This window comes from Enterobacter sp. UPMP2060, assembly GCF_053709655.1.
Genome location: NZ_JBSKJQ010000008.1, coordinates 58453 through 84129, shown reverse-complemented (window position 1 = coordinate 84129; position 25677 = coordinate 58453). Strand labels below are relative to the sequence as shown.

The following is a 25677-nucleotide window of genomic DNA, read 5'->3' as shown; positions in this document are numbered from 1 at the left end:
TCGATTAATTTCGCTTGCGACTTTGGCAGCATTTTGTAATGTGAAGCATATCCCAGTTCAATACTGGCTTGCACAATCAGCACACACCCTCAGCAGGAAAAAAATGCTATGAAAAACGTTGGTTTTATCGGCTGGCGCGGTATGGTCGGCTCTGTACTCATGCAACGCATGGTTGAAGAGCGCGATTTCGACGCTATCCGCCCGGTCTTCTTCTCCACTTCCCAGCTCGGCCAGGCTGCTCCGTCCTTTGGTGGTACCACAGGCACGTTGCAGGATGCTTACGATCTGGAAGCGCTGAAGGCACTCGACATTATTGTGACGTGCCAGGGCGGCGATTATACCAACGAAATCTATCCAAAGCTGCGTGAAAGCGGCTGGCAGGGCTACTGGATTGACGCGGCCTCTTCGCTGCGCATGAAAGACGATGCCATCATCATTCTCGACCCGGTGAACCAGGGCGTCATCACCGACGGCCTGAACAACGGCGTGAAAACCTTTGTCGGCGGTAACTGCACCGTCAGCCTGATGCTGATGTCCCTCGGCGGCCTGTTCGCGCAGGATCTGGTTGAGTGGGTCTCCGTGGCGACCTACCAGGCGGCGTCCGGCGGCGGCGCGCGCCACATGCGCGAGCTGCTGACCCAGATGGGCCAGCTGCACCACAGCGTCGCGACCGAGCTGGCAAACCCGGCGTCCGCGATCCTCGATATCGAACGTAAGGTCACTCAGCTGACCCGCAGCGGCGAGCTGCCGGTGGACAACTTCGGCGTACCGCTGGCCGGTGGTCTGATCCCATGGATCGACAAACAGCTGGATAACGGCCAGACCCGCGAAGAGTGGAAGGGCCAGGCTGAGACCAATAAAATCCTTGCGACCGCGAACACCATTCCGGTTGACGGTCTGTGCGTGCGTATCGGCGCGCTGCGCTGCCACAGCCAGGCCTTCACCATTAAACTGAAAAAAGATGTGTCTATTCCGACCGTGGAAGAGCTGCTGGCCGCGCACAACCCGTGGGCGAAAGTGGTGCCAAACGATCGCGATATCACCATGCGCGAGCTGACCCCGGCTGCCGTTACCGGCACGCTGACCACGCCGGTTGGCCGTCTGCGCAAGCTGAACATGGGGCCGGAGTACCTCTCCGCGTTCACCGTCGGCGACCAGCTCCTGTGGGGCGCCGCCGAGCCGCTGCGCCGCATGCTGCGCCAGCTGGCGTAATAATTTGTTAACTACCGGGGGTGATTTTCACCCCTTTTTTTTGCGTACTACATGGAGTAACACGCGTATGTCTTATTTTTTATCAGGAGTCATCTAGAGCGTTGGCTATGCTTTAAGGAAGAGTCATTTCTTACCTGAGGTTCGAACGGAGCAGAATGGATGCACATTTTTGTGCTGTCCCGTTCAGGTCACATTAAAAGTCGTCCCGGAGCGCTTAAAAAGGACGACATAAAAAACAGGATGAATACCATGTCCGATCGTGTGGATAGAGACGTGATTAATGCGCTTATTGCGGGTCATTTTGCTGACCCCTTTTCTGTGCTTGGGATGCATCAAACTGAGGATGGCCTTGAAGTTCGGGCACTGTTACCGGATGCCACAGAAGTCTGGGTGATTGAACCCAAAACCGGCCGCAAGGTCGGTAATCTTGAATGCCTCGATTCCCGTGGCTTTTTCTCGGGCGTGATGCCCCGCCGTAAAAACCCTTTTCGCTATCAGCTCGCCGTTCTCTGGCACGGTCAGCAAAACCTGATTGACGATCCTTACAGCTTTGGCCCTCTGCTTAAAGAGATGGACGCCTGGCTGCTCTCCGAAGGAACGCATCTTCGCCCTTATGAAACGCTGGGTGCCCATGCCGATACCATGGACGGCATTACCGGCACGCGATTCTCCGTGTGGGCGCCTAACGCCCAGCGCGTCTCCGTTGTCGGCCAGTTCAACTATTGGGATGGTCGCCGCCACCCGATGCGCCTGCGCCGGGAAAGCGGCATCTGGGAGCTGTTTATCCCGGGGGCGCATCCCGGGCAGCTTTATAAATTCGAGATGATCGACGCCAACGGCAAGCTGCGCATTAAAGCTGACCCGTATGCCTTCGAAGCGCAGATGCGCCCGGATACCGCGTCGCTGATTTGCGGCCTGCCGGAGAAGGTCGTCCAGACGGAGGAGCGCAAACAGGCCAACCGCTTTGACGCGCCCATCTCCGTCTATGAGGTACACCTTGGCTCCTGGCGTCGCCATACTGATAACAACTTCTGGCTCAGCTACCGTGAGCTTGCCGACCAGCTGGTGCCCTACGCCAAATGGATGGGCTTTACCCACCTTGAGCTGCTGCCGGTTAACGAGCACCCGTTCGACGGCAGCTGGGGCTATCAGCCTACCGGGCTGTATGCGCCAACGCGGCGCTTCGGCACGCGCGATGACTTCCGCTATTTCATTGATGCCGCGCACGCCGCCGGGCTGAACGTGATCCTCGACTGGGTGCCGGGACATTTCCCTGCGGATGATTTCGCGCTGGCAGAGTTTGACGGCACGAAGCTGTACGAGCACAGCGACCCGCGCGAAGGCTATCACCAGGACTGGAACACGCTGATCTACAACTACGGTCGCCGTGAGGTCGCAAACTACCTGGTCGGGAATGCCCTGTACTGGATCGAGCGGTTTGGCATTGATGCCCTGCGCGTCGATGCGGTGGCGTCGATGATCTACCGCGACTACAGCCGCAAAGAGGGCGAGTGGATCCCGAACGAGTTTGGCGGCCGTGAAAATCTGGAAGCGATTGAATTCCTGCGCAATACCAACCGGATTATAGGCGAACAGGTGGACGGTGCCGTGACCATGGCGGAAGAGTCGACCGACTTTGCGGGCGTCTCCCGTCCGCCGTCATCAGGCGGCCTGGGGTTCTGGTATAAGTGGAACCTGGGCTGGATGCACGACACGCTCGACTACATGAAGCTGGATCCGGTTCACCGTAAGTATCATCACGATAAGCTGACGTTCGGGATGCTCTACAACTACACCGAAAACTTCATGCTGCCGCTGTCGCACGATGAAGTGGTGCACGGCAAAAAATCCATTCTCGACCGCATGCCGGGCGACGCGTGGCAGAAGTTTGCCAACCTGCGCGCCTACTACGGCTGGATGTTTGCCTTCCCGGGCAAGAAACTGCTGTTTATGGGCAATGAGTTCGCCCAGGGACGCGAGTGGAACCACGACGCCAGCCTCGACTGGCACCTGCTTGAAGGCGGCGACAACTGGCACCACGGGGTGCAGCGTCTGGTGCGCGACCTGAACCTGACCTATCGCCACCACAAAGCGCTGCACGAGCTCGACTTCGATCCGTACGGCTTTGAGTGGCTGGTGGTGGACGACCACGAGCGCTCGGTGTTTGTCTTTGTGCGTCGTGACAAAGCGGGTAACGAAATCATCGTCGCCAGCAACTTCACGCCGGTGCCGCGCGAACACTACCGCTTCGGCATTAACCAGCCGGGCAAATGGCGCGAGATCCTGAATACCGACTCCATGCACTATCACGGCAGCAACGCCGGTAACGGCGGGCTGGTCCAGAGCGACGCCATCGAAAGCCACGGGCGACCCAACTCCCTGAGCCTGACGCTGCCGCCGCTTGGCACCATCTGGCTGATGCGGGAGGGCGAATGACGCAGCTTACGGCAGGTAAACCCGAACCGCTCGGCGCGCGTTTTGACGGAAAGGGTGTCAATTTCACCCTCTTTTCCGCTCACGCTGAGCGGGTAGAACTGTGCGTGTTTGATGGGGAAGGTAACGAGCACCGTTACGATTTACCCGCGCGCACGGGGGATACCTGGCACGGCTACCTGGCCGGAGGACGGCCAGGCATGCACTATGGCTTTCGCGTACACGGTCCGTGGGTTCCGGCGCAGGGGCACTGGTTTAACCCGGCGAAGCTGCTGATCGACCCGTGCGCGCACCGCGTGGACGGCGAGTTTAAAGACGACCCGCTCTTCCACGTGGGCTACGGCGAGCCCGACCACCGCGACAGCGCGCCCGTCGCGCCAAAAAGCGTGGTGGTGAACGATCTTTATGACTGGGAAGACGATGCCCCGCCGCAGACGCCGTGGGGCAATACCGTCATTTATGAAGCCCACGTCAAAGGGCTGACGTACCTGCACCCGTCGATCCCCAAAGAGATGCGCGGCACCTATAAGGCGCTCGGGCATCCAACCATGATCGCCTACCTGAAACACCTCGGCATCACCGCGCTGGAACTGTTGCCCGTCGCCCACTTTGCCAGCGAGCCGCGCCTGCAGCGGCTGGGGCTAAGCAACTACTGGGGCTATAACCCGCTGGCGATGTTCGCGCTTGAGCCACGCTATGCCGCCCATCCGGAAAAGGCGCGTGACGAGTTTCGCGATGCGGTGAGGGCGCTTCATACGGCGGGCATTGAGGTCATTCTGGACGTCGTGCTGAACCACAGTGCCGAAAGCGATCTCGACGGTCCGACGCTCTCCATGCGCGGAATTGATAACCGTAGCTATTATTGGATCAGGCAGGATGGCGATTATGAGAACTGGACCGGCTGCGGTAACACGCTCAACCTCAGCCATCCGGCGGTCACGCATTTTGCTTATGAATGCCTGAAATACTGGGTGGAGACGTTCCACGTCGACGGTTTTCGTTTCGATCTGGCGCCAGTGATGGGGCGCACGCCAGCGTTCAGCCAGCAGGCGCCGCTGTTTGAGGCGATAAAAAACTGTCCGGTGCTCTCGCAGGTGAAGCTCATTGCCGAGCCGTGGGACATCGGTGAAGGCGGCTATCAGGTCGGGAATTTCCCGCCGCTGTTTGCCGAGTGGAACGATCACTACCGCGATGCCGCGCGCCGCTTCTGGCTGGAACGGAATCTGTCGCTGGGGGAGTTCGCCGGACGCTTTGCCGCTTCAAGCGATCTCTTTAAGCGCGACGGCAAACGCCCGTCGGCCACCGTCAATCTGTTGACGGCACACGACGGTTTTACGCTCAGGGACTGCGTTTGTTTCAATCAGAAACACAATGAGGCAAACGGCGAAGAGAATCGCGATGGTACTAACAATAACCATAGCTTTAATCATGGTATAGAAGGGTTAGGCGGTAGCCTGGACGTCATCGAGCGGCGACGCGCCAGCGTTCACGCTTTGCTGACAACGCTTTTATTGTCGCAGGGCACGCCGATGCTGCTGGCAGGCGATGAACACGGCCATAGCCAGCACGGTAACAACAATGCGTATTGCCAGGACAACACGTTAACCTGGCTCGACTGGGGTGAAGCCAACAGCGGGCTGATTCATTTTACCGCTGCGCTGATCCATCTTCGCCAGCAGATCCCCGCGCTGACCGCCGACCGCTGGTGGGAAGAGGGTGACGGCAACGTTCGCTGGTTGAATCAAGACGCGCAACCGTTAAGCGCGCAAGAGTGGCAACACGGCGTACCACGCCTGCAAATCCTGCTGTCGGATAAATGGCTGGTCACGCTGAACGCGACGGATGACGTCGCAGAGATTGTTTTACCTGAAGGGGAATGGCGAGCTGTTCCCCCCTTTGCCGGAGCGGATAATCCGGTAGTAATGGCTGTCTGGCACGGGCCTGCGCACGGAGTGTGCGTATTCCAAAGATGATAAAAAAGGAGTTAGTCATGGTTAGATTAGAGAAGAACGATCCCTTAATGTTGGCGCGCCAGCTACCATTAAAAACGGTTGCCCTGATACTTGCGGGTGGACGTGGTACCCGTCTGAAAGATTTGACCATCAAGCGCGCGAAACCGGCCGTTCACTTTGGTGGTAAGTTCCGTATCATCGACTTTGCGCTCTCCAACTGCCTGAACTCGGGCATTCGCCGTATTGGCGTCATTACGCAGTATCAGTCGCACACGCTGGTTCAGCATATCCAGCGCGGCTGGTCATTCTTCAGCGAAGAGATGAACGAGTTTGTCGATCTCCTTCCCGCTCAGCAACGCGTCCACGGTGAGAACTGGTACCGCGGAACGGCGGATGCAGTGACGCAGAACCTCGACATCATTCGCCGCTATAACGCGGAATACATCGTGATCCTCGCCGGGGACCATATCTACAAGCAAGATTACTCCCACATGCTCATCGACCACGTCGAAAAAGGGGCGCGCTGCACCGTAGCGTGTCTGCCTGTGCCCGTTGCTGAAGCGACGGCGTTTGGCGTGATGCACGTGGATGCCGACGACAAAATTATCGACTTTGTTGAAAAGCCGGCGAACCCGCCAACCATGCCGGGCGATGACACCAAATCGCTCGCCAGCATGGGGATTTATGTCTTTGATGCAGATTATCTTTATGAGCTGCTGGAAGACGATGACAAAGACGAAAACTCCAGCCACGACTTCGGTAAAGACATCATTCCGAAAATCACTAAAGCTGGCATGGCCTATGCACATCCTTTCCCGCTGTCCTGCGTGCAGTCCGACCCCAATGCGGAACCTTACTGGCGCGATGTGGGAACCCTGGAAGCCTACTGGAAAGCGAACCTCGACCTGGCGTCGGTCACGCCTGAGCTGGATATGTACGACCAGAACTGGCCGATTCGTACCCATATGGAATCGCTGCCGCCGGCCAAATTCGTGCAGGACCGCTCCGGCAGCCACGGTATGACGCTGAACTCGCTGGTGTCCGGCGGGTGCATTATTTCAGGCTCGGTGGTGGTGCAGTCGGTGCTGTTCCCCCGCGTGCGAATAAATTCATTCTGTAATATCGATTCGGCAGTCTTGCTGCCTGATGTCTGGGTAGGGCGCTCGTGCCGTCTGCGTCGCTGCGTTATCGATCGTGCCTGCGTCATTCCAGAAGGGATGGTGATTGGTGAGAACGCGGAAGAAGACGCGCGTCGTTTCTATCGTTCGGAAGAGGGGATCGTGTTAGTCACACGGGAAATGTTGCGGAAGCTGCAGATCAAACAGGAGCGATGATGCAGGTTTTACATGTATGTTCTGAGATGTTCCCGTTGTTAAAAACGGGCGGTCTGGCAGATGTTCTGGGTGCATTACCGGCAGCGCAAATCGCCGGAGGCGTGGATACCCGAGTCCTGCTGCCCGCCTTTCCGGATATCCGGCGTGGAATTCCCGATGCAAAAGTGGTGACCCGCCGTGAGACCTTCGCCGGACGCATCACCCTGCTGTTTGGACATTACAATGGCGTAGGGATTTACCTGATCGACGCGCCGCACTTATACGAGCGACCGGGCAGCCCGTATCACGATACGAACCTGTTCGCCTACACCGATAACGTGCTGCGCTTTGCGCTGCTCGGCTGGGTCGGGGCAGAAATGGCGACGGGGCTGGATCCGTTCTGGCGCCCGGATGTGGTGCACGCGCACGACTGGCACGCCGGGCTTGCCCCGGCGTATCTCGCGGCGCGCGGCCATCCGGCGAAATCGGTCTTTACCGTGCATAACCTGGCGTATCAGGGGATGTACTATGCCCATCACATGAGTGAAATCGATCTGCCATTATCGTTCTATAACATGCACGGGCTGGAATTTAACGGGCAGATCTCGTTCCTGAAAGCCGGGCTGTACTACGCCGATCACATCACGGCGGTGAGCCCAACCTACGCGCGTGAGATCACCCAGCCGGAGTTTGGCTACGGCATGGAAGGGTTGCTGCAACAGCGCCACCGCGAAGGCCGCCTGTCAGGCATTCTGAACGGCGTGGATGAACAGATCTGGAGCCCGGAAACCGATCTCCTGCTGGCGGCGCGCTATGGCCGTGATTCCGTGGAAGACAAAGCGGAAAACAAACGCCAGCTGCAGATTGCGATGGGCCTGAAGGTTAACGACAAAGTGCCGCTGTTCGCGGTGGTCAGCCGCCTGACCAGCCAGAAAGGGCTGGATCTGGTGCTGGAGGCGCTGCCCGGTTTACTGGAGCAGGGGGGACAGCTGGCGCTGCTCGGCGCGGGCGACCCGGTGCTGCAGGAAGGCTTCCTTGCCGCTGCGGCGGAACATCCGGGGCAGGTGGGCGTGCAGATTGGCTATCACGAAGCGTTCTCGCACCGCATCATGGGAGGCGCGGACGTCATCCTGGTGCCGAGCCGTTTCGAACCCTGCGGCCTGACGCAGCTTTACGGCCTGAAATACGGCACGCTGCCGCTGGTGCGCCGCACGGGCGGACTGGCGGATACCGTATCCGATAGCTCTCTGGAAAACCTGGCGGACGGTATCGCCAGCGGGTTTGTCTTTGAGGACAGTAATGCCTGGTCGCTGCTTCGGGCGATTCGGCGTGCTTTCGTCTTGTGGTCCCGTCCATCGCTCTGGCGTTACGTTCAGCGTCAGGCGATGTCCATGGACTTTAGCTGGCATGTCGCGGCGCAGTCATACCGCGATCTCTATCAACGCTTGATGTAACGAGGCGAAGTTACTGATATGAACGCTCCATTTAGCTACTCTTCACCCACGCTCAGCGTTGAGGCGTTAAAGCACTCCATCGCCTACAAGCTGATGTTCACCATCGGGAAAGATCCTGTTATCGCCAACAAGCACGAGTGGCTGAACGCCACCCTGTTTGCGGTGCGTGACCGTTTAGTGGAACGCTGGCTGCGCTCAAACCGCGCCCAGCTCTCGCAGGAAACGCGTCAGGTTTACTACCTGTCGATGGAATTTTTGATTGGCCGCACGCTGTCCAACGCGCTGTTGTCGCTCGGAATTTATGACGACGTTAAAACCGCCCTGGAAGAGATGGGGTTAGATTTAGAAGAGCTGATCGACGAAGAGAACGACCCGGGCCTCGGCAACGGCGGCCTGGGGCGTCTCGCCGCCTGCTTCCTCGACTCGCTGGCAACGCTGGCGCTGCCGGGCCGCGGCTACGGTATTCGCTACGACTACGGTATGTTCAAACAGAACATCGTCGACGGACGCCAGAAAGAGTCGCCGGACTACTGGCTGGAGTACGGCAACCCGTGGGAGTTTAAGCGCCACAATACGCGCTACAAGGTGCGCTTTGGCGGACGTATCCAGCAGGAAGGCAAAAAATCCCGCTGGGTAGAAACGGAAGAGATCCTGGCCGTGGCCTACGACCAGATTATCCCCGGCTATGACACCGATGCCACCAACACGCTGCGCCTGTGGAGCGCCCAGGCCAGTAGCGAAATCAACCTCGGTAAATTCAACCAGGGGGACTACTTTGCGGCGGTGGAAGACAAAAACCACTCCGAGAACGTGTCCCGCGTGCTGTACCCGGATGACTCGACCTACTCCGGCCGCGAGCTGCGCCTGCGTCAGGAGTATTTCCTCGTCTCCTCGACGATTCAGGACATCCTCAGCCGCCACCATCAGCTGCACAAAACCTACGCCAACCTGGCGGAGAAAACCGCGATCCACCTTAACGACACCCACCCGGTGCTCTCCATTCCGGAGCTGATGCGTCTGCTGATCGACGAGCATAAGTTCAGCTGGGATGACGCGTTTGAAGTGACCTGTCAGGTATTCTCCTACACCAACCACACGCTGATGAGCGAAGCGCTGGAAACGTGGCCGGTAGACATGCTCGGCAAAATCCTGCCGCGCCATCTGCAGATTATCTTTGAGATTAACGACTACTTCCTCAAGACCCTGCAGGAGCAATACCCGAACGATACCGGGCTGCTGAGCCGCGCATCCATCATTGATGAATCGAACGGGCGCCGCGTGCGCATGGCCTGGCTGGCGGTCGTCATCAGCCACAAGGTCAACGGCGTGTCCGAGCTCCACTCGAACCTGATGGTGCAGTCGCTTTTTGCGGACTTCGCGAAAATCTTCCCGACGCGGTTCTGCAACGTGACCAACGGCGTCACGCCGCGCCGCTGGCTGGCGCTGGCCAACCAGCCGCTCTCTGAGGTGCTGGACGAGAATATCGGCCGTACCTGGCGTACCGATTTGAGCCAGCTGAGCGAGCTGGAACAGCATATTGATTTCCCGACGGTGAACAAAGCCGTGCGCGAAGCCAAGCTGCTAAATAAAAAGCGTCTGGCGGTCTGGCTGGCGATGCACCTCAACGTGGTGGCAAACCCGAAAGCGCTGTTCGACGTTCAGATCAAACGCATCCACGAATACAAGCGTCAGCTGATGAACGTGCTGCACGTGATCACCCATTACAACCGCATTAAGGCCGATCCAACGGCCGAATGGGTGCCGCGCGTGAAGATCTTCGCCGGTAAGGCGGCTTCCGCCTACTACATGGCGAAGCACATCATTCATCTCATCAACGACGTGGCGAAGGTAGTCAACCAGGATCCGGACATTGGCGACAAGCTGAAAGTGGTGTTCATTCCGAACTACAGCGTGAGCCTGGCGCAGATGATCATCCCGGCGGCGGATCTCTCTGAGCAGATTTCCACGGCGGGTACGGAAGCATCCGGCACCAGTAACATGAAGTTTGCCCTCAACGGCGCGCTGACCATTGGTACGCTTGACGGGGCGAACGTCGAGATGCTGGAGCACGTGGGCGAAGAAAATATCTTTATCTTCGGTAATACGACGGAAGAGGTGGAGGCGCTGCGCAGGAAAGGCTACTCGCCGCGTCAATATTACGAAGAGGATGAAGAGTTACGTCAGGTGCTGACGCAGATCGCGACCGGCGTGTTTAGCCCGGATGAACCGAGCCGCTATCGCGATCTGGTCGATTCGCTGATTAACTTTGGCGATCACTACCAGGTGCTGGCGGACTATCGCAGCTACGTGGACTGTCAGGATAAGGTTGACGAACTGTACCGTCAGCAGGAGAAGTGGACCAGCGCCGCGATGTATAACATCGCCAATATGGGCTATTTCTCGTCCGACAGGACCATCAAGGAGTATGCCGAGACGATCTGGCATATTGATCCGGTGAGGTTGTAAAAGCAAAACGGCAACCTCGGTTGCCGTTTTTAGTGTTTGTTCCCTCTCCCTGTGGGAGAGGGTCAGGGTGAGGGCATCAGCCCGCACCGATCGCATCAAGACGCCAGCGACAGCTCACGCTTCCCCGCATTCTGCTGTAACCACTGCGCCACGCGAGACTGCTGCTCGGCGTTGAGCCACATCCCTTCTTTGGTACGACGCCAGATAGCATCATCCAGACGACGAACCCACTCGTGCTCAACCAGGTAGCGCAGCTCGGCTTCGTACAGCTCGTGGCCGAAATGTTCGCCCAGATCCGCAATGTCCTTCGCGTCGGCCAGGAACAGCTCGGTATTGCTGCCGTAGGTGCGGGCATAGTGGCGCGCCATCCCTTCGGTGATGAACGGGAAGCGACGGCGCAGCTTCGCGGCGTAATCATCGCGATTGTCGCCGATATCACCGCCGGGCAGTACCGCGCCTTTGGTCCACGCCGGGCCAATGCCTTTATAGTACGGTGCCAGTTTTTCCAGCGCGTGCTCGGCCAGCTTGCGGTAGGTGGTCAGCTTGCCGCCAAACACGGAAAGCAGCGGCGCCTGACCGTCAACGTCGTGAATATCGAGCGTGTAGTCGCGAGTAATCGCCTGCGGTGAGTCAGACTCGTCATCGCACAGCGGACGCACGCCGGAGTAGGTCCAGACCACGTCGTCGCGTGACAGCTGCTTCCTGAAGTGCGTGTTATACACTTTGAGCAGGTAGTTCACTTCGCTCTCGTCGATCTCGACGTTCTTCGGATCGCCTTTGTACTCCACGTCGGTGGTACCGATGATCGAGAACTCGTCCATCCACGGAATCACAAACACGATGCGCTTGTCTTCGTTCTGCAGAATGTAGGCCTGCTTTTGCGTATGCACGCGCGGTACCACAATGTGGCTGCCCTTGATCAGGCGAATGCCGTACGGCGAAGGCAGATGCATGCCGTCGTCGAAGAACTGCTTCACCCACGGGCCGGTGGCGTTCACCAGACCGCGCGCTTTCCAGCTGAATTTCTCGCCGGTATCGATGTCTTCCGCTTCCACAATCCACAGGCCGTTTTCACGACGGGCTGAGGTCGCACGGGTACGGGTTTTCACCTCGCCACCTTTCTTCTCGACCATCTGGGCATTCGCCAGCACCAGACGCGCATCGTCCACCCAGCAGTCGGAATATTCGAAACCGCGCACGATTTCAGGCTTAAGGACCGATTCTGAGCCAAAACGCAAACCTGTCGAACCCGGGAGGCTGGTGCGTTTACCCAGATGATCGTACATAAACAGACCGATTCGAATCATCCACGCCGGACGCAGATGCGGGCGATGGGGCAGGCGGAAGCGCATCGGAATTGCCAGATGCGGGGCCATTTTCAACAGCACTTCTCGTTCGGCCAGTGCTTCACTGACCAGGCGGAATTCGTAGTGTTCCAGGTAGCGCAGGCCACCGTGAATCAGTTTGGAGCTGGCGGACGACGTCGCGCAGGCGAGGTCGTTAGCTTCCAGCATCAGTACGGATAAACCGCGTCCTGCGGCATCGACCGCAATACCGGCACCGTTGATGCCACCGCCTATCACAATCAGATCTTTGGTTTCCATAACACCCTCATGCACTTTCGTTAAAGCTCAGAAATGTTCGATATCGCTCATAATAGCAAAGGAACGCGCTTTTGGTAACATCAAAAAAACAATTTAGAGTGATATGGATAACATAATGGCGTTTACCCGCCGCCAGGACGTACACTACGGGGTAAAATAGTGCGGTCTGATGCTCTCTCCCCTCACCCTAACCCTCTCCCCAGAGGGGCGAGGGGATGGTTTGCTCCCTCTCCCTTTTAGGGAGAGGGCAGGGGTGAGGGTCAGCAGGCGGCATAAAACCTGAATAAGCGAAAGAGAACACCATGGATCAGTTTGAATGTATTAACGTAGAAGAAGCCCACCAGAAGATGCACCAGGGAAAAGCGGTGCTGGTGGACATCCGCGATCCGCAGAGTTTTGCGATGGGCCACACGCCGGGCGCGTTTCATCTCACTAACGACACGCTGGGCGCGTTTATGCGCGATAACGACTTCGAGACGCCGGTGATGGTCATGTGCTACCACGGCAACAGCAGTAAAGGCGCGGCGCAGTATCTGCTTCAGCAGGGCTACGACGCGGTATACAGCGTCGACGGCGGTTTCGATGCCTGGCATCGTCATTTCCCGGCAGAAGTGGAATACGCTTTTGAGCGCTGATCCCGCTATACTGTCCCCTTTTGTGTGGAAATAAGCGACCGCTGCCCATGTTGATGATCACCTCTTTTACCAACCCGCGCGTCGCCCAGGCGTTTGTCGACTATATGGCGACGCAGGGCGTTATTCTGACCATTCAGCAACATACGCAGACCGACGTCTGGCTGGCCGACGAGAGCCAGGCCGCGCGCGTAAACGAAGAGCTGGCGCGTTTTCTTGAGAACCCCGGCGACCCGCGCTATCTGGCGGCCAGCTGGCAGTCCGGGCAGACCGACAGCGGACTGCAATACAGCCGTTTTCCCTTCCTCGCCACCATCCGCGAGCGCGCCGGCCCGTTTACGCTGCTGCTGATGGCGGCCTGCATTATCGTCTTCATTATCATGAACGTGGTGGGCGACCAGAGCGTGATGATTGCCCTGGCCTGGCCCTATGACCCGTCTCTTGAGTTTGACGTCTGGCGCTACTTTAGCCACGCGCTGATGCACTTCTCGGTGATGCATATTCTCTTCAACCTGCTCTGGTGGTGGTATCTCGGCGGCGCTGTTGAAAAGCGTCTGGGCAGCGGCAAGCTGATCGTTATCACCCTTATCAGCGCCCTGCTGAGCGGCTATGTGCAGCACAAGTTCAGCGGGCCGTGGTTCGGCGGGCTGTCGGGCGTCGTGTATGCCCTGATGGGCTATGTCTGGCTTCGCGGGGAGCGCGATCCGGAAAGCGGCATCTATCTGCAGCGCGGATTAATAACCTTTGCGTTAATATGGCTTATTGCCGGATGGTTTGATCTGTTTGGTATGTCTATCGCCAACGGTGCACACGTCGCCGGGCTGGCCGTGGGGTTAGCGATGGCCTTTGCCGACACGCTCCATGCGCGAAAACGAACATAATTCTCAGGGATAATTGATGAAACAAACACAACGTCATGACGCTATTATCGAACTGGTAAAAAAACAGGGATACGTCAGCACCGAAGAGCTGGTGGAGCAGTTTGCCGTCAGCCCACAAACCATCCGTCGTGACCTGAACGACCTGGCCGATCAGAACCGAATTCTTCGCCACCACGGCGGCGCGGCGCTGCCGTCCAGTTCGGTCAATACCTCCTGGCACGACCGTAAAGCCACGCAGACGGCAGAGAAAGAGCGCATTGCCCGCAAGGTCGCCAGCCAGATCCCGAACGGGGCGACGCTGTTTATTGATATCGGCACCACGCCGGAAGCGGTCGCCCATGCGCTGCTGGATCACGAGAACCTGCGCGTGGTCACGAACAACCTGAACGTGGCCAATACCCTGATGCAGAAAGACGACTTCCGCATCATCCTCGCGGGCGGCGAACTGCGCAGCCGCGACGGCGGCATTATCGGCGAAGCGACCCTCGATTTTATCTCTCAGTTCCGCCTCGACTTCGGCATTCTCGGGATCAGCGGCATCGACAGCGACGGCTCGCTGCTGGAGTTTGATTATCACGAGGTGCGCACCAAGCGCGCGATTATAGAGAACTCACGTCACGTGATGCTGGTGGTGGATCATTCGAAGTTTGGCCGAAATGCGATGGTGAACATGGGCAGCATCAGCATGGTGGATGCGGTCTACACCGACGTGATGCCGCCGGCGGGCGTGATGCAGGTGATTAAAGATAATAATTTGCAGTTAGAGTTGTGTTGAAAAGCCGTTCTCCCTCTCCCTGTGGGAGAGGGCCGGGGTGAGGGCATCAGACCGCAGAGGTCCTACACGCCATACCCCATCATCTTCAACAGCTGCTGCGCATGCTGCACCGCATCCTGACGATGCGCCACGCCCAGCTTCTGATACAGATTGCGGATATGCGTTTTGATGGTGGTCGCCGCCACCGCAAGCTCACCGGCAATCTGCTCGTTGCTGTAGCCTGAATAGATCAGACCCAAAACCTGCCATTCGCGCTGGGTGAGCGGACTGGTGCGGATAAGCTCCGGCACTTCCGGGTGGTTCAGCAGACGTTCAACGAAGTTCTCATCAAAATGCGCGAACTTGTGTCGATGATGCTGGTTAATCTCGCGCAGAATGCGCTGGGCGCGATGCTGGTCCAGCTCTGGCAGCGTGTTGAGCTGAATAAGCTGACGCAGCTGCTGCGCCATCACTTCACCTTCAATTACAAAGTGGCTGATAAAACCGGTGCGGTTAGCCAGCTGCAGCGCTTCCAGCAGCACGCGCTGGGCATCGTTTTTACGACCCGCCTGCCAGTAAAGCTGGTTCAGCAGCAGCAGGTTGCGGTTCAGGTCGCTCATCAGACGCAGGCTGCGCGCGTTCTCGTTCAGCTCTTCCAGCACAATCTCTGCGGGCTCTAATTCACCGAGCAGGATTTGCGCGCGGGCAATGTTCCGCCACTGGCTCTGCAGGAAGTGGTTGTTCGCAAATTCGGGTTTTGGCGTCTGACGCAGCCAGTTGGCGGCGGATTTTTTATCGCCGGTCATCTGCCAGTAAATCACCCGGACCTTATCGGCGTTTGAGACCCAGTCGCTGTGATACTGACCGTTGCCGAGCAGGTTCTCCAGGCGGTTCAGATGGTTGCGGGCGTTATCGAGATCGCCGCGCGCCAGCGAGCACTGCACCAGCAGCGCCAGACACTGCAGCTGCTGCTGAGGCTGGAAGCTGGAAAGGACATCCACACCCTGGCGGGCGCAGCTTTCTGCTTCATCCAGACGCGACCATGCCCACAGCAGCTGAGCGCGAATACGCAACAGGAACTCGTGCATCGGCAGCTGTTCCAGGTGCTGTTCACGAATAAGCTGGAACGCTTTTTCCTGGTTTTCCCAGGCGGCCTGCAGGAACCCCTGCGCGAATAAAATCTCGCTCTGTTGGATCAGGCTCCACAGCGCGTAATGCCAGACATCATGACGACGCGCCATCTGTTCGGTTTGCTGCATCAGTGAAAGCGAACGCGTGAGGTCGCCTTTGCAGTGCAGCACTTCACCGTGCACCGAGGTCGCAACGATGCGGCTGTAGAAGTTAGCCAGCGGCAGTTCATCCAGCGCGACCATCGCCAGCCGTTCAGCTTCGTCCGGGTCGCCGTCGTTAATGGCCACCTGAGCGCGCAGCGCGTTGAACTCGCCGTGCAGGGTGGTATCCATTTCGCTTTCCATCTCCTGCTCGGCACGCGCCAGCAGGGTGTTCACTTCGCTGTAGCGGTGCTGGCTCTGCATCAGCCAGGCCTGCAGCAGCACCAGACGCGGGTTCTCCAGCAGGCTTTCCCACGGCAGGGCTTTGAGAGACTCTTCCAGCAGGGTCAGCTCGCTGTGGTTAAACAGGCCCCACGCATGATTGAGGAGGATATCGCGCAGCATGCTGGCATCACCGGCGGCCAGCGCGTGGTGGATGGCCTCGCTCGGGAAGCCTTGCGCCATCCAGCTTTCGGCAGCGGCGCGGTGGATCTCCGGCAGTTCAACCGCCAGTTCCCACTGACAGCGCTGGCGCAGGAAGCTGCCAAACAGCGGGTGATAGCTAAACCACTCGCCGGGATCGTCCATGCGCGTCAGGAAAAGGCCCTGACGTTCAATCTCTTCGAGCTGCAGCTGACCGTTTTCACAGCCCGTCACGCGCACGATGAGCGCATCGTTCATGGAACGCAGCAGCGAGCTTTTCAGCAGGAAATTACGCGTCGAGGGATCGACGCTGTCCAGCACCTCATCCACGAGGTAGTCAGAAAGGTGGCTGGCGTTGATGCCCGCCAGACGACGCGCAGACTGATGCGCCGGACTGTTGTTTTGTCGGGCAGAGAGCGCGATAAGCTGCAGCGCCGTGGCCCAGCCGGCAACGTCATCACACAGACGGCTGCTTTCGGCGGCCTCAATCGGTGATGTCAGGCGGCAGTCAAAGAACTGTTTCGCTTCCTGGTGGGTAAAGGCCAGCTGCTGGCTGCCCACTTCCAGAAGCTGATCGCGCACGCGCAGGTTGGCAATGCCCAGCTGCGGCAGGTTGCGTGACAGCACCACTAAAGTCAGGTTTTCCGGCTGATGGCGCAGGAAGAAACGCATCGACTCATGAATCACCGGATTCGTGATGAGATGGTAATCGTCGATCACCACGTAGAGCGGGCGATGCCATTCGGCCAGTTCGATAAACAGCTGAGAGAAAAGAGAGGACAGGCTGGCGTACTGGCGCTTTTGCACCATCACCTCACTGGCGACGCAGTGTCCATGGGTGGCTTGCTGTATGGCGGCAATCAGATAGCTGGCAAAACGCTCTTGCTGGTTATCGCCCTCGTCGAGGGAGTACCAGCCAAGATCGCTTTTACCCGCGGCCCATTGCGAAATGAGCGTTGTTTTTCCATAGCCTGCAGGGCTCGTAACCAGCGCCAGTCGGAAATTATGCGCGCCGGAAAGTTTAGCCAACAGACGCTCGCGGACCACTGTATGGTCAAGACGAACCGGGCGACTTAATTTAGACGGAATCAACATAGGTTTCACTTCACTGTGGGGAACGAGAGATTTTATTTTTTTTGCGCTTCGTAATTAATACGATATAAGGTCGAACAGAAAGAGAACTATTGCAAGTTATGTCTGGGTTTTGTGGTTCTGAATTTGCACTCTGTCACAAAACATTCAGGCAAATGTTGGAACTTTCTCGAAAGGGCCGTAACGCCGCGTCACTGCTGGCTTGTCTGTATACATTGCCGCTGCGCTGAAACTGGTTTCAGAAAGGTATAGTGACGTCGAATTTAATAAAGTGCGGGTAAAGTTGAGGGAGAGAAATAGTCTCCGGAGATGTAACCCGATGACTAAATTATTATTCTACGTAAGTAATCATTTCAGAACGGATTAATTTCACCCGAAACTGCATTTCATTTCTTTGACATTCTCCCCGGTTACTTTTTTATCTTCCGGGCACACTCGAACTATGCTCTGAGAGTGGCCTCGATCACACTTTTATGCTCATCCCCGCTACTCCTCCCTGTCTAATCCCCCACAGGAGGAGGAAGAGGGGAAATGAGCCAGGCACACTAGCGCCAACTTGTGTTTTCTTTCTAAAGGATGCCGATCCCCTATGTCACAGCCTACCTTCAACAAAGCTCAATTCCAGGCTGCCCTGACGCGTCAGTGGCAGCGTTTTGGCCTTCATGCTGCAAACGAGATGACGCCTCACCAGTGGTGGCAGGCAGTGAGCGGTGCGCTCGCAGAACAGCTGGATGCTCAGCCTTTGGCAAAGCCGGTGAAGAACCAGCGCCATGTAAACTACATTTCAATGGAATTCCTGATTGGCCGCCTGACGGGCAACAACCTGTTGAACCTCGGCTGGTATCAGGACGTTGGTGACGTCCTTAAAAAACACGACATTAACCTGACCGACCTGCTGGAAGAAGAGATTGACCCGGCGCTGGGCAACGGCGGTCTGGGACGTCTGGCGGCCTGTTTCCTCGACTCCATGGCGACCGTCGGCCAGTCGGCGATTGGCTATGGCCTGAACTATCAGTATGGCTTGTTCCGTCAGTCGTTTGCCGATGGCCATCAGATGGAAGCGCCGGACGACTGGCATCGCAATACCTATCCGTGGTTCCGCCACAACGCGCAGCTGGATGTGCAGGTCGGCATTGGCGGGAAAGTGACAAAGCAGGGGCTCTGGGAACCGGCGTTCACCATTACCGGTGAAGCCTGGGATCTGCCGGTGCTCGGCTACCGTAACGGCGTGGCGCAGCCGCTGCGTCTGTGGCAGGCGAAGCACGCGCATCCGTTTAACCTGACCAAATTCAACGACGGTGATTTCCTGCGCGCCGAGCAGCAGGGCATCGACGCCGAGAAGTTGACCAAAGTCCTCTACCCGAACGACAACCACCTGGCCGGTAAAAAGCTGCGCCTGATGCAGCAGTACTTCCAGTGCGCCTGCTCCGTGGCGGACATTCTGCGTCGCCATCACCTCGCGGGCCGCAAGCTGGCGCAGCTGCCGGACTTCGAAGTGATTCAGCTCAACGACACGCACCCGACGATTGCGATCCCGGAACTGCTGCGCGTGCTGATCGACGAGCACCAGCTGAGCTGGGATGACGCCTGGGCCATCACCAGCCGTACCTTTGCCTACACCAACCACACCCTGATGCCAGAAGCGCTCGAGTGCTGGGATGAGAAGCTGGTGAAAACGCTGCTGCCGCGCCACATGCAGATCATCAACAAGATTAACGACCAGTTTAAAACCCTGGTGGATAAAACCTGGCCAGGCAACAAAGCGGTCTGGGCGAAGCTGGCGGTTGTGCATGACAAACAGGTGCGCATGGCGAACATGTGCGTGGTCAGCGGCTTTGCGGTGAACGGCGTGGCGGCGCTGCACTCGGATCTGGTGGTCAAAGATCTCTTCCCGGAATACCACCAGCTGTGGCCGACCAAATTCCACAACGTGACCAACGGCATCACGCCGCGTCGCTGGATCAAGCAGTGCAACCCGCTGCTGGCCGGTCTGCTGGATAAGACCCTGAAGAAAGAGTGGGCCAACGATCTGGACCAGCTCATCAACCTGGAAAAACAGGCTGACGACGCGAAATTCCGCGAGCAGTACCGCGCGATCAAGCTGGAGAACAAGGTTCGCCTGGCGGAGTTTGTGAAAGTGCGTACCGGGATTGAGATCAACCCGAATGCCATTTTCGATATCCAGATCAAACGTCTGCACGAGTACAAACGCCAGCACCTGAACCTGCTGCACATTCTGGCGCTGTACAAAGAGATCCGCGAGAACCCGCAGGCCGACCGCGTGCCGCGCGTGTTCCTGTTCGGTGCGAAAGCGGCGCCGGGCTACTACCTGGCGAAAAACATTATCCTCGCCATCAATAAAGTGGCGGCGGCGATCAACAGCGATCCGAAAGTGGGCGACAAGCTGAAGGTGGTGTTCCTGCCGGATTACTGCGTCTCGGCGGCTGAAATGCTGATCCCGGCGGCGGATATTTCCGAGCAGATCTCGACGGCAGGTAAAGAAGCGTCCGGTACCGGCAACATGAAGCTGGCGCTGAACGGCGCGCTGACCGTCGGTACGCTCGACGGGGCAAACGTCGAAATCGCCGAGAAGGTCGGGGAAGAGAATATCTTTATCTTCGGCCATACCGTGGAAGAGGTGAAGGCCATCAAAGCCAAAGGCTATGACCCGGTGAAATGGCGTAAGAAAGACAAAGTGCTCGACGCGGTGCTGAAGGAGCTGGAAAGCGGTAAATACAGCGACGGCGACAAGCACGCGTTTGACCAGATGCTGCACAGCATGGACAAACACGGCGGTGACCCGTATCTGGTGATGGCGGACTTCACGGCCTATGTAGAAGCGCAAAAGCAGGTCGACGTGCTGTATCGTGACCAGGAGGCGTGGACCCGCGCGTGCATTCTGAACACCGCGCGCTGCGGTATGTTCAGCTCTGACCGTTCAATCCGTGATTATCAGGCCCGTATCTGGCAGGCAAAACGCTAAGGAAGCGCGATGGAGAGTAAACGTCTGGACAGCGCCGCGCAGGCGGCGGGGATCAGCCTCAGTTACATTAATGCGCACGGCAAACCGCAGTCTATTGGCGCCGACACCAAAAGACGTTTGCTGGATGCCATGCACAAAGCCGACGCGAAAGCGTCGGTTGCACCGGTGCCCAACGTGAAGGTGTTCACCGCAGGCAAAAAGATGCTGCTGGCGGTGGAGGGGCGCGGCGAGTTTAGCTGGCTGCTTACCACCGAAGAGGGGCATCAGCACAAAGGCCACGCCACCGGCGGCAAAACGTTAAACCTTCCGGCGAAGCTGCCGGAGGGGTATCACACCTTAACGCTCACCCAGGACGATCGTCGTTTTCACTGCCGGGTGATCGTCGCGCCAAAACGCTGCTACGAGCCGCAGGCGTTGCTCGAGGGTAAAAAGCTGTGGGGCGCCTGCGTGCAACTCTATACGCTGCGCTCCGACAGCAACTGGGGCATCGGTGATTTTGGCGATCTGAAAAAGATGCTGGTGGATGTGGGCGAGCGCGGCGGCGCGTTTATCGGGCTCAACCCGATCCACGCGCTCTATCCGGCCAACCCGGAGAGCGCCAGCCCGTACAGCCCGTCGTCCCGTCGCTGGCTGAACGTGATTTATATCGACGTTAACGCGTTAGATGACTTCAAAAACAGCAAAGAGGCGCAGGCGTGGTGGAAACTCAGCACCACGCAGCAGGCCCTGAAGCAGGCGCGCGACGCGGACTGGGTGGACTATTCCACCGTCACGGCGCTGAAAATGGCCGCGCTGCGTCTGGCGTGGAAAGGCTTTTCGCAGCGCGATGACGAGCAGATGGCCGCGTTCCGCCAGTTTGTAACGCAGGAGGGCGAGAGCCTGTACTGGCAGGCGGCGTTTGATGCACTGCACGCGTATCAGGTGAAGGAGGACGAAATGCGCTGGGGCTGGCCGGTCTGGCCGGAAGCGTATCAGTCCGTCGACACGCCTGAAGTAAAAGCGTTCTGTAAAAAATATGCCGATGAAGTGGACTTCTACCTGTGGCTGCAGTGGCTGGCGTACAGCCAGTTTGCCGCCTGCTGGCAGGTGAGCCAGGGCTATAAGATGCCGATCGGCCTGTATCGCGATCTGGCCGTCGGCGTGGCAGAGGGCGGCGCGGAAACCTGGTGCGACCGTGAGCTTTACTGTCTGAAAGCTTCCGTCGGCGCGCCGCCGGATATTCTTGGGCCGCTCGGTCAGAACTGGGGGTTGCCGCCGATGGATCCGCACGTCATGGCGTCGCGCGCCTACGAGCCGTTCATCGACCTGCTGCGCGCGAACATGCAGAACTGCGGCGCGCTGCGTATCGACCACGTGATGTCCGTGCTGCGTCTGTGGTGGATCCCGTACGGTGAAACGGCCGATCACGGGGCGTACGTGCAGTATCCGGTTGACGATCTGCTGTCGATCCTGGCCCTGGAAAGTAAACGCCACCAGTGCATGGTGATCGGTGAAGATCTCGGTACCGTGCCGGTGGAAATTGTCAGCAAGCTCCGCGACAGCGGCGTCTACTCCTATAAAGTGCTCTATTTTGAAAACGACCATGAGAAAACCTTCCGCGCGCCGAAAGCGTACCCTGAACAGTCAATGGCAGTCGCGACGACGCATGACCTTCCTACGCTTCGTGGCTATTGGGAAAGCGGCGATCTGACGCTCGGCAAAACGCTGGGACTGTATCCAGATGAAGAGGTTTTGCGCGGCCTGTATCAGGATCGCGAGCTCTCCAAACAGGGGCTGCTGGATGCGCTGCACAAGCAGAGCTGTCTGCCGAAACGTGCCGGACATAAGGCGTCATTGATGTCGATGACCGCTACCCTCAATCGCGGCTTGCAGCGCTATATTGCCGACAGCAACAGCGCCCTGCTGGGTCTGCAGCCGGAAGACTGGATTGATATGGCGGAGCCGGTGAACATTCCGGGCACCAGCTATCAGTACAAGAACTGGCGTCGCAAGCTGTCCACATCGCTTGAGAAGATGTTTGCCGATGACGGGGTGAACAAGCTGATTAAGGATTTGGACAAACGCAGAAGGGCGGTGGGCAAGAAGCGGTAGTTTCACCCTAACCCTCTCCCGGAGGGAGAGGAAATAGAATGTAGGCCGGGTAAGCGTCAGCGCTACCCGGCTTTTTTACATCAAACCACCATATTCAACAGCAGTACCCCGACCAGACCGCACACCGAAATAATGGTTTCCAGCGCGGACCAGGACTTGATGGTTTCACCGATCGTCAGGTTGAAGTACTCCTTGAACAGCCAGAAGCCAGGGTCGTTAACGTGAGAGAAAATCACGCTACCGGAACCGACGGCGATAACCATCAGCTCAGGGCTAACACCCGTGGTCGCAATCAGCGGGGCAACGATACCGCCCGCGGTGATCGCTGCAACGGTCGCAGAACCCAGCGCAATACGCAGAACCGCGGCAATAGACCAGGCCATCAGGAGCGGCGATACGTTGGTTTCATGCATCATGGCAGCGATGTATTTATCCACGCCGCTGTCGACCAGAACCTGCTTGAATGCACCGCCACCGCCGATGATCAGAAGCATCATGGCAATGATTTTGATGGAAGAGGTCAGCGTGTCGTTGATCTGATCCATAGAACGGCCGCGGTTCAGGCCGAAGGTGAACATCGCGATCAGCACCGCAATCAGCGTTGCCATGACCGGGTCACCGAGGAATTCCGCAACGGACAGGAACGGATGACCTTTCGGCAGAATCATCTCCGCCACGGCACGCATCGCCATCAGGATCACCGGTACCAGAGAGGTCCAGACGCTGACGCCAAAGCCCGGCATCTCTTCTTCGGTGAAGGTTTTGGCGCTGTACAGACCTTCCGGAATCGGCTTATCAATGCCTTTCAGGAAGCGGGCATAAACCGGGCCCGCCAGAATCACGGTTGGGATCGCCAGAATCGTACCGAACAGCAGGGTTTTACCCATATCCGCGTGGAAAATGGTTGCGATAGCGGTTGGACCCGGGTGCGGCGGCAGGAAGCCGTGAGTCACGGACAGCGCCGCAGCCATTGGCACACCGACATACAGCAGCGGGATGTTTGCCGCAGCCGCGATGGTGAACACCAGCGGCAGCATCAGCACGAAGCCCACTTCATAGAACAGCGCGAAGCCGACGGTAAAACCGGTTAATACCACCGCCCACTGGATGTTCTTCTTGCCAAATTTGGCAATCAGCGTGGTGGCGATACGCTGGGCGCCCCCGCAGTCTGCCAGCATTTTGCCGAGCATGGCGCCGAAGCCCATGATCAGCGCCAGGCTGCCGAGCGTGCCGCCGACGCCGGCTTTGATGGAACTGATAACTTTAACCAGCGGCATACCCTGCATCAGACCGACTGCAAGTGCCACCAGAACCAGAGCGATAAATCCGTTCATTTTGAAACGGATCATCAAGAGCAGTAATAACACAACACCGATAGCAACGATGACTAATGGCATGATTTACCTGGCCTTTGAATTGTTATGGGTAACGTCATTGTTTCAACGACAAATTCCGATTGTCCCAACTGGGAACAGAGTGTTAACGGCACTCATACTGATGCCTTCGAAACCATTAAGTTTAGTCGGCTGTTATAAGGATGCTGAGTGCCCACGAGAATGATACGGGTAACATGGCGCGATTGAGAATCACCCTGGGAGGCTAAATTTGAATTATGAGACGCAGGTCAACATATGGGAGGTAAACGCAAAACGGTAACCATGAGGTTACCGTTTTTAATGTTTTCACCCTCTCCCGGGGGAGAGGGCCGGGGTGAGGGCATCAGACCTCACTATTTCTGTAGGCCCGGTAAGCGCAGCGCCACCGGGCGATACAGACGGATACTGAATTAGTAGTAAGAGTGCTCGCCGCGCTGGTGCTCGGTCAGGTCACGCACGCCTTTCAGTTCCGGGAACTCGTTCAGCAGCTGCTTCTCGATCCCTTCTTTCAGCGTTACATCGACCATTGAACAGCCGTTACAGCCGCCGCCAAACTGCAGAATGGCAAAACCTTCGTCGGTGATTTCCATCAGGGAAACACGACCGCCGTGGCCCGCCAGCTGTGGGTTGATCTGGGATTGCAGCAGATACTCAACGCGCTCCATCAGCGGGGCATCGTCAGACACTTTACGCATTTTCGCGTTCGGCGCTTTCAGGGTCAGCTGAGAACCCAGCTGATCGGTGACGAAGTCGATCTCCGCATCTTCAAGATACGGTGCGCTCAGCTCATCAACGTAGGCGGTGAGCTGTTCAAATTTAAGGGCAGTGTCAGTCGCTTCCACAGCGTCCGGAGGACAATAAGAAACACCACATTCTGCATTCGGAGTGCCTGGATTAATCACAAACACGCGGATCTGCGTCCCTTCTTCCTGATTTGCCAGCAGTTTGGCAAAGTGCGCTTGTGCAGAATCGGAAATACGGATCATAGCTTTGGCCTAATAGTTGACTAAATTACCTGGGTATAATCATACGCCCATTGAAGAAGGGCTACAAGGTACGGCACAGACACCATACCTGAACCGACGCGGCGCCGCTTCGCAAAAGCAGTCGGGAAAGTTCAGCAACGGTACTGCCCGTGGTGACGACATCATCCACAATCGCGATATGGAGACCGTCGACCGGCAATTCAAGGCGAAAGGCATTTTTGAGGTTTCTTTTGCGAAGCCGTGCGCTGAGCTGATGCTGGATGGCGGTGGCATGAACGCGTGTCAGCGCGCGGGCCTCATACCGGCAGCCGAGCCACCGTGCGAGGGGACGGCAGAGCAGGTCACTCTGGTTATAGCCGCGCCGCCAGTGCCGACGTCGGTATAAAGGGACATTCACCACCATGTCAATTTTCGGCAGTGCCCGGTGACGTCGCGCCTGCAAAACCGCCAGCAACAGCAGGCGGGCAAGGGGCTGTGCCAGCGAGCTTTGCCCGGAAAACTTCAGCGCGTGGATCAGCCTGTTCAGCGGCGGAACATAATCATCCACTGCCACCAGCGCGCTCCACGGCGGGGATTTTTTCAGGCAGCGGCCACAGGGCAACGAGGGGTTCGTGGCCGGTAAACCACATTGTGGACAGATCCCGATACGCCATTGCAGCGATCGCGTGCAGACGGAGCAGACGCCCCACCCGCTGAGCGACAGCGGCATTTGGCATAGCCAGCACAAGCCGGGTACTGTTAGCATGTGCAACCT

16 protein-coding genes are annotated in these 25677 nt (G+C 57.7%); 11 read left to right on the top strand and 5 right to left on the bottom strand.

Annotation, left to right across the window (positions count from 1 at the left end; genetic code table 11):
* The first annotated feature begins 108 nt into the window (after positions 1-108).
* From asd to glgP, 6 genes are all read left to right on the top strand, one after another.
* Complete coding sequence (gene asd, locus ACWKXN_RS16180; protein WP_032662235.1) at positions 109-1212, top strand: aspartate-semialdehyde dehydrogenase; 1104 nt, start codon at positions 109-111, stop codon at positions 1210-1212.
* A 249-nt stretch (positions 1213-1461) separates the two neighbouring features.
* Positions 1462-3648 (top strand): 1,4-alpha-glucan branching enzyme, encoded by a 2187-nt coding sequence (gene glgB / locus ACWKXN_RS16175; protein WP_033147085.1) that lies wholly within the window; start codon positions 1462-1464, stop codon positions 3646-3648.
* On the top strand, positions 3645-5618 hold the full coding sequence (gene glgX / locus ACWKXN_RS16170; RefSeq protein WP_039263065.1) for a glycogen debranching protein GlgX: 1974 nt from the start codon (positions 3645-3647) through the stop codon (positions 5616-5618). The genes glgB and glgX overlap by 4 nt, the downstream gene beginning before the upstream one ends.
* 17 nt (positions 5619-5635) lie before the next feature.
* Positions 5636-6931, top strand: a complete 1296-nt coding sequence (glgC, locus tag ACWKXN_RS16165) for a glucose-1-phosphate adenylyltransferase (protein WP_023337914.1) — start codon at positions 5636-5638, stop codon at positions 6929-6931.
* Positions 6931-8364, top strand: coding sequence for a glycogen synthase GlgA (gene glgA, locus ACWKXN_RS16160; protein WP_039263066.1), 1434 nt, complete (start codon positions 6931-6933; stop codon positions 8362-8364). Before glgC ends, glgA begins: the two co-directional genes overlap by 1 nt.
* Positions 8365-8382: 18 nt before the next feature.
* Positions 8383-10830, top strand: a complete 2448-nt coding sequence (glgP, locus tag ACWKXN_RS16155) for a glycogen phosphorylase (RefSeq protein ID WP_029740650.1) — start codon at positions 8383-8385, stop codon at positions 10828-10830.
* A gap of 95 nt (positions 10831-10925) precedes the next feature.
* Here the strand turns inward: glgP and glpD are convergent, their stop codons facing one another.
* The gene (gene glpD, locus ACWKXN_RS16150; RefSeq protein WP_069303382.1) at positions 10926-12434 is read right to left on the bottom strand and encodes a glycerol-3-phosphate dehydrogenase; all 1509 of its coding nucleotides are present in this window, start codon (positions 12432-12434) and stop codon (positions 10926-10928) included.
* Positions 12435-12736: 302 nt separating this feature from the next.
* Between glpD and glpE the strand changes: the two genes are divergently transcribed.
* From glpE to ACWKXN_RS16135, 3 genes are read left to right on the top strand one after another with little or no spacing between them, the layout of a single operon-like run.
* Positions 12737-13069, top strand: coding sequence for a thiosulfate sulfurtransferase GlpE (gene glpE / locus ACWKXN_RS16145; RefSeq protein WP_006177908.1), 333 nt, complete (start codon positions 12737-12739; stop codon positions 13067-13069).
* Between the two features lie 47 nt (positions 13070-13116).
* Entirely contained in the window at positions 13117-13947 is an 831-nt protein-coding gene (gene glpG / locus ACWKXN_RS16140) for a rhomboid family intramembrane serine protease GlpG (protein ID WP_039263067.1), read from the top strand.
* Positions 13948-13963: 16 nt separating this feature from the next.
* Positions 13964-14722, top strand: coding sequence for a DeoR/GlpR family transcriptional regulator (locus tag ACWKXN_RS16135; RefSeq protein ID WP_008503060.1), 759 nt, complete (start codon positions 13964-13966; stop codon positions 14720-14722).
* Positions 14723-14784: 62 nt separating this feature from the next.
* Here the strand turns inward: ACWKXN_RS16135 and malT are convergent, their stop codons facing one another.
* Entirely contained in the window at positions 14785-17490 is a 2706-nt protein-coding gene (malT, locus tag ACWKXN_RS16130; protein ID WP_029742188.1) for an HTH-type transcriptional regulator MalT, read from the bottom strand.
* A gap of 586 nt (positions 17491-18076) precedes the next feature.
* Here malT and malP point away from each other — a divergent pair.
* Positions 18077-20470, top strand: a complete 2394-nt coding sequence (gene malP / locus ACWKXN_RS16125) for a maltodextrin phosphorylase (protein WP_454544016.1) — start codon at positions 18077-18079, stop codon at positions 20468-20470.
* A gap of 9 nt (positions 20471-20479) precedes the next feature.
* Positions 20480-22561, top strand: coding sequence for a 4-alpha-glucanotransferase (malQ, locus tag ACWKXN_RS16120; protein ID WP_454544015.1), 2082 nt, complete (start codon positions 20480-20482; stop codon positions 22559-22561).
* Positions 22562-22641: 80 nt separating this feature from the next.
* On the opposite strand, the gene gntT is transcribed toward malQ, so the two are convergent.
* From gntT to gntX, 3 genes are all read right to left on the bottom strand, one after another.
* On the bottom strand, positions 22642-23958 hold the full coding sequence (gene gntT / locus ACWKXN_RS16115) for a gluconate transporter (RefSeq protein WP_039263070.1): 1317 nt from the start codon (positions 23956-23958) through the stop codon (positions 22642-22644).
* 389 nt (positions 23959-24347) lie between these two features.
* Positions 24348-24923, bottom strand: coding sequence for a Fe-S biogenesis protein NfuA (gene nfuA / locus ACWKXN_RS16110; protein ID WP_008503055.1), 576 nt, complete (start codon positions 24921-24923; stop codon positions 24348-24350).
* 61 nt (positions 24924-24984) lie between these two features.
* A complete protein-coding gene (gene gntX / locus ACWKXN_RS16105; RefSeq protein ID WP_454544014.1) occupies positions 24985-25668 on the bottom strand; it encodes a DNA utilization protein GntX in 684 nt (227 codons plus the stop codon).
* Positions 25669-25677: the final 9 nt, after the last annotated feature.

Excerpts from the sequence above, each read along its gene's own strand:
- glgA (WP_039263066.1), top strand. The coding sequence starts at position 6,931 with ATGCAGGTTTTACATGTATGTTCTGAGATGTTCCCGTTGTTAAAAACG.
- nfuA (WP_008503055.1), bottom strand. The coding sequence starts at position 24,923 with ATGATCCGTATTTCCGATTCTGCACAAGCGCACTTTGCCAAACTGCTG.
- glgB (WP_033147085.1), top strand. The coding sequence starts at position 1,462 with ATGTCCGATCGTGTGGATAGAGACGTGATTAATGCGCTTATTGCGGGT.
- gntX (WP_454544014.1), bottom strand. The coding sequence starts at position 25,668 with ATGCTAACAGTACCCGGCTTGTGCTGGCTATGCCAAATGCCGCTGTCG.
- malP (WP_454544016.1), top strand. The coding sequence starts at position 18,077 with ATGTCACAGCCTACCTTCAACAAAGCTCAATTCCAGGCTGCCCTGACG.
- gntT (WP_039263070.1), bottom strand. The coding sequence starts at position 23,958 with ATGCCATTAGTCATCGTTGCTATCGGTGTTGTGTTATTACTGCTCTTG.
- malT (WP_029742188.1), bottom strand. The coding sequence starts at position 17,490 with ATGTTGATTCCGTCTAAATTAAGTCGCCCGGTTCGTCTTGACCATACA.
- glgP (WP_029740650.1), top strand. The coding sequence starts at position 8,383 with ATGAACGCTCCATTTAGCTACTCTTCACCCACGCTCAGCGTTGAGGCG.
- malQ (WP_454544015.1), top strand. The coding sequence starts at position 20,480 with ATGGAGAGTAAACGTCTGGACAGCGCCGCGCAGGCGGCGGGGATCAGC.
- glpD (WP_069303382.1), bottom strand. The coding sequence starts at position 12,434 with ATGGAAACCAAAGATCTGATTGTGATAGGCGGTGGCATCAACGGTGCC.
- glgC (WP_023337914.1), top strand. The coding sequence starts at position 5,636 with ATGGTTAGATTAGAGAAGAACGATCCCTTAATGTTGGCGCGCCAGCTA.
- glpG (WP_039263067.1), top strand. The coding sequence starts at position 13,117 with ATGTTGATGATCACCTCTTTTACCAACCCGCGCGTCGCCCAGGCGTTT.
- glgX (WP_039263065.1), top strand. The coding sequence starts at position 3,645 with ATGACGCAGCTTACGGCAGGTAAACCCGAACCGCTCGGCGCGCGTTTT.
- ACWKXN_RS16135 (WP_008503060.1), top strand. The coding sequence starts at position 13,964 with ATGAAACAAACACAACGTCATGACGCTATTATCGAACTGGTAAAAAAA.
- glpE (WP_006177908.1), top strand. The coding sequence starts at position 12,737 with ATGGATCAGTTTGAATGTATTAACGTAGAAGAAGCCCACCAGAAGATG.
- asd (WP_032662235.1), top strand. The coding sequence starts at position 109 with ATGAAAAACGTTGGTTTTATCGGCTGGCGCGGTATGGTCGGCTCTGTA.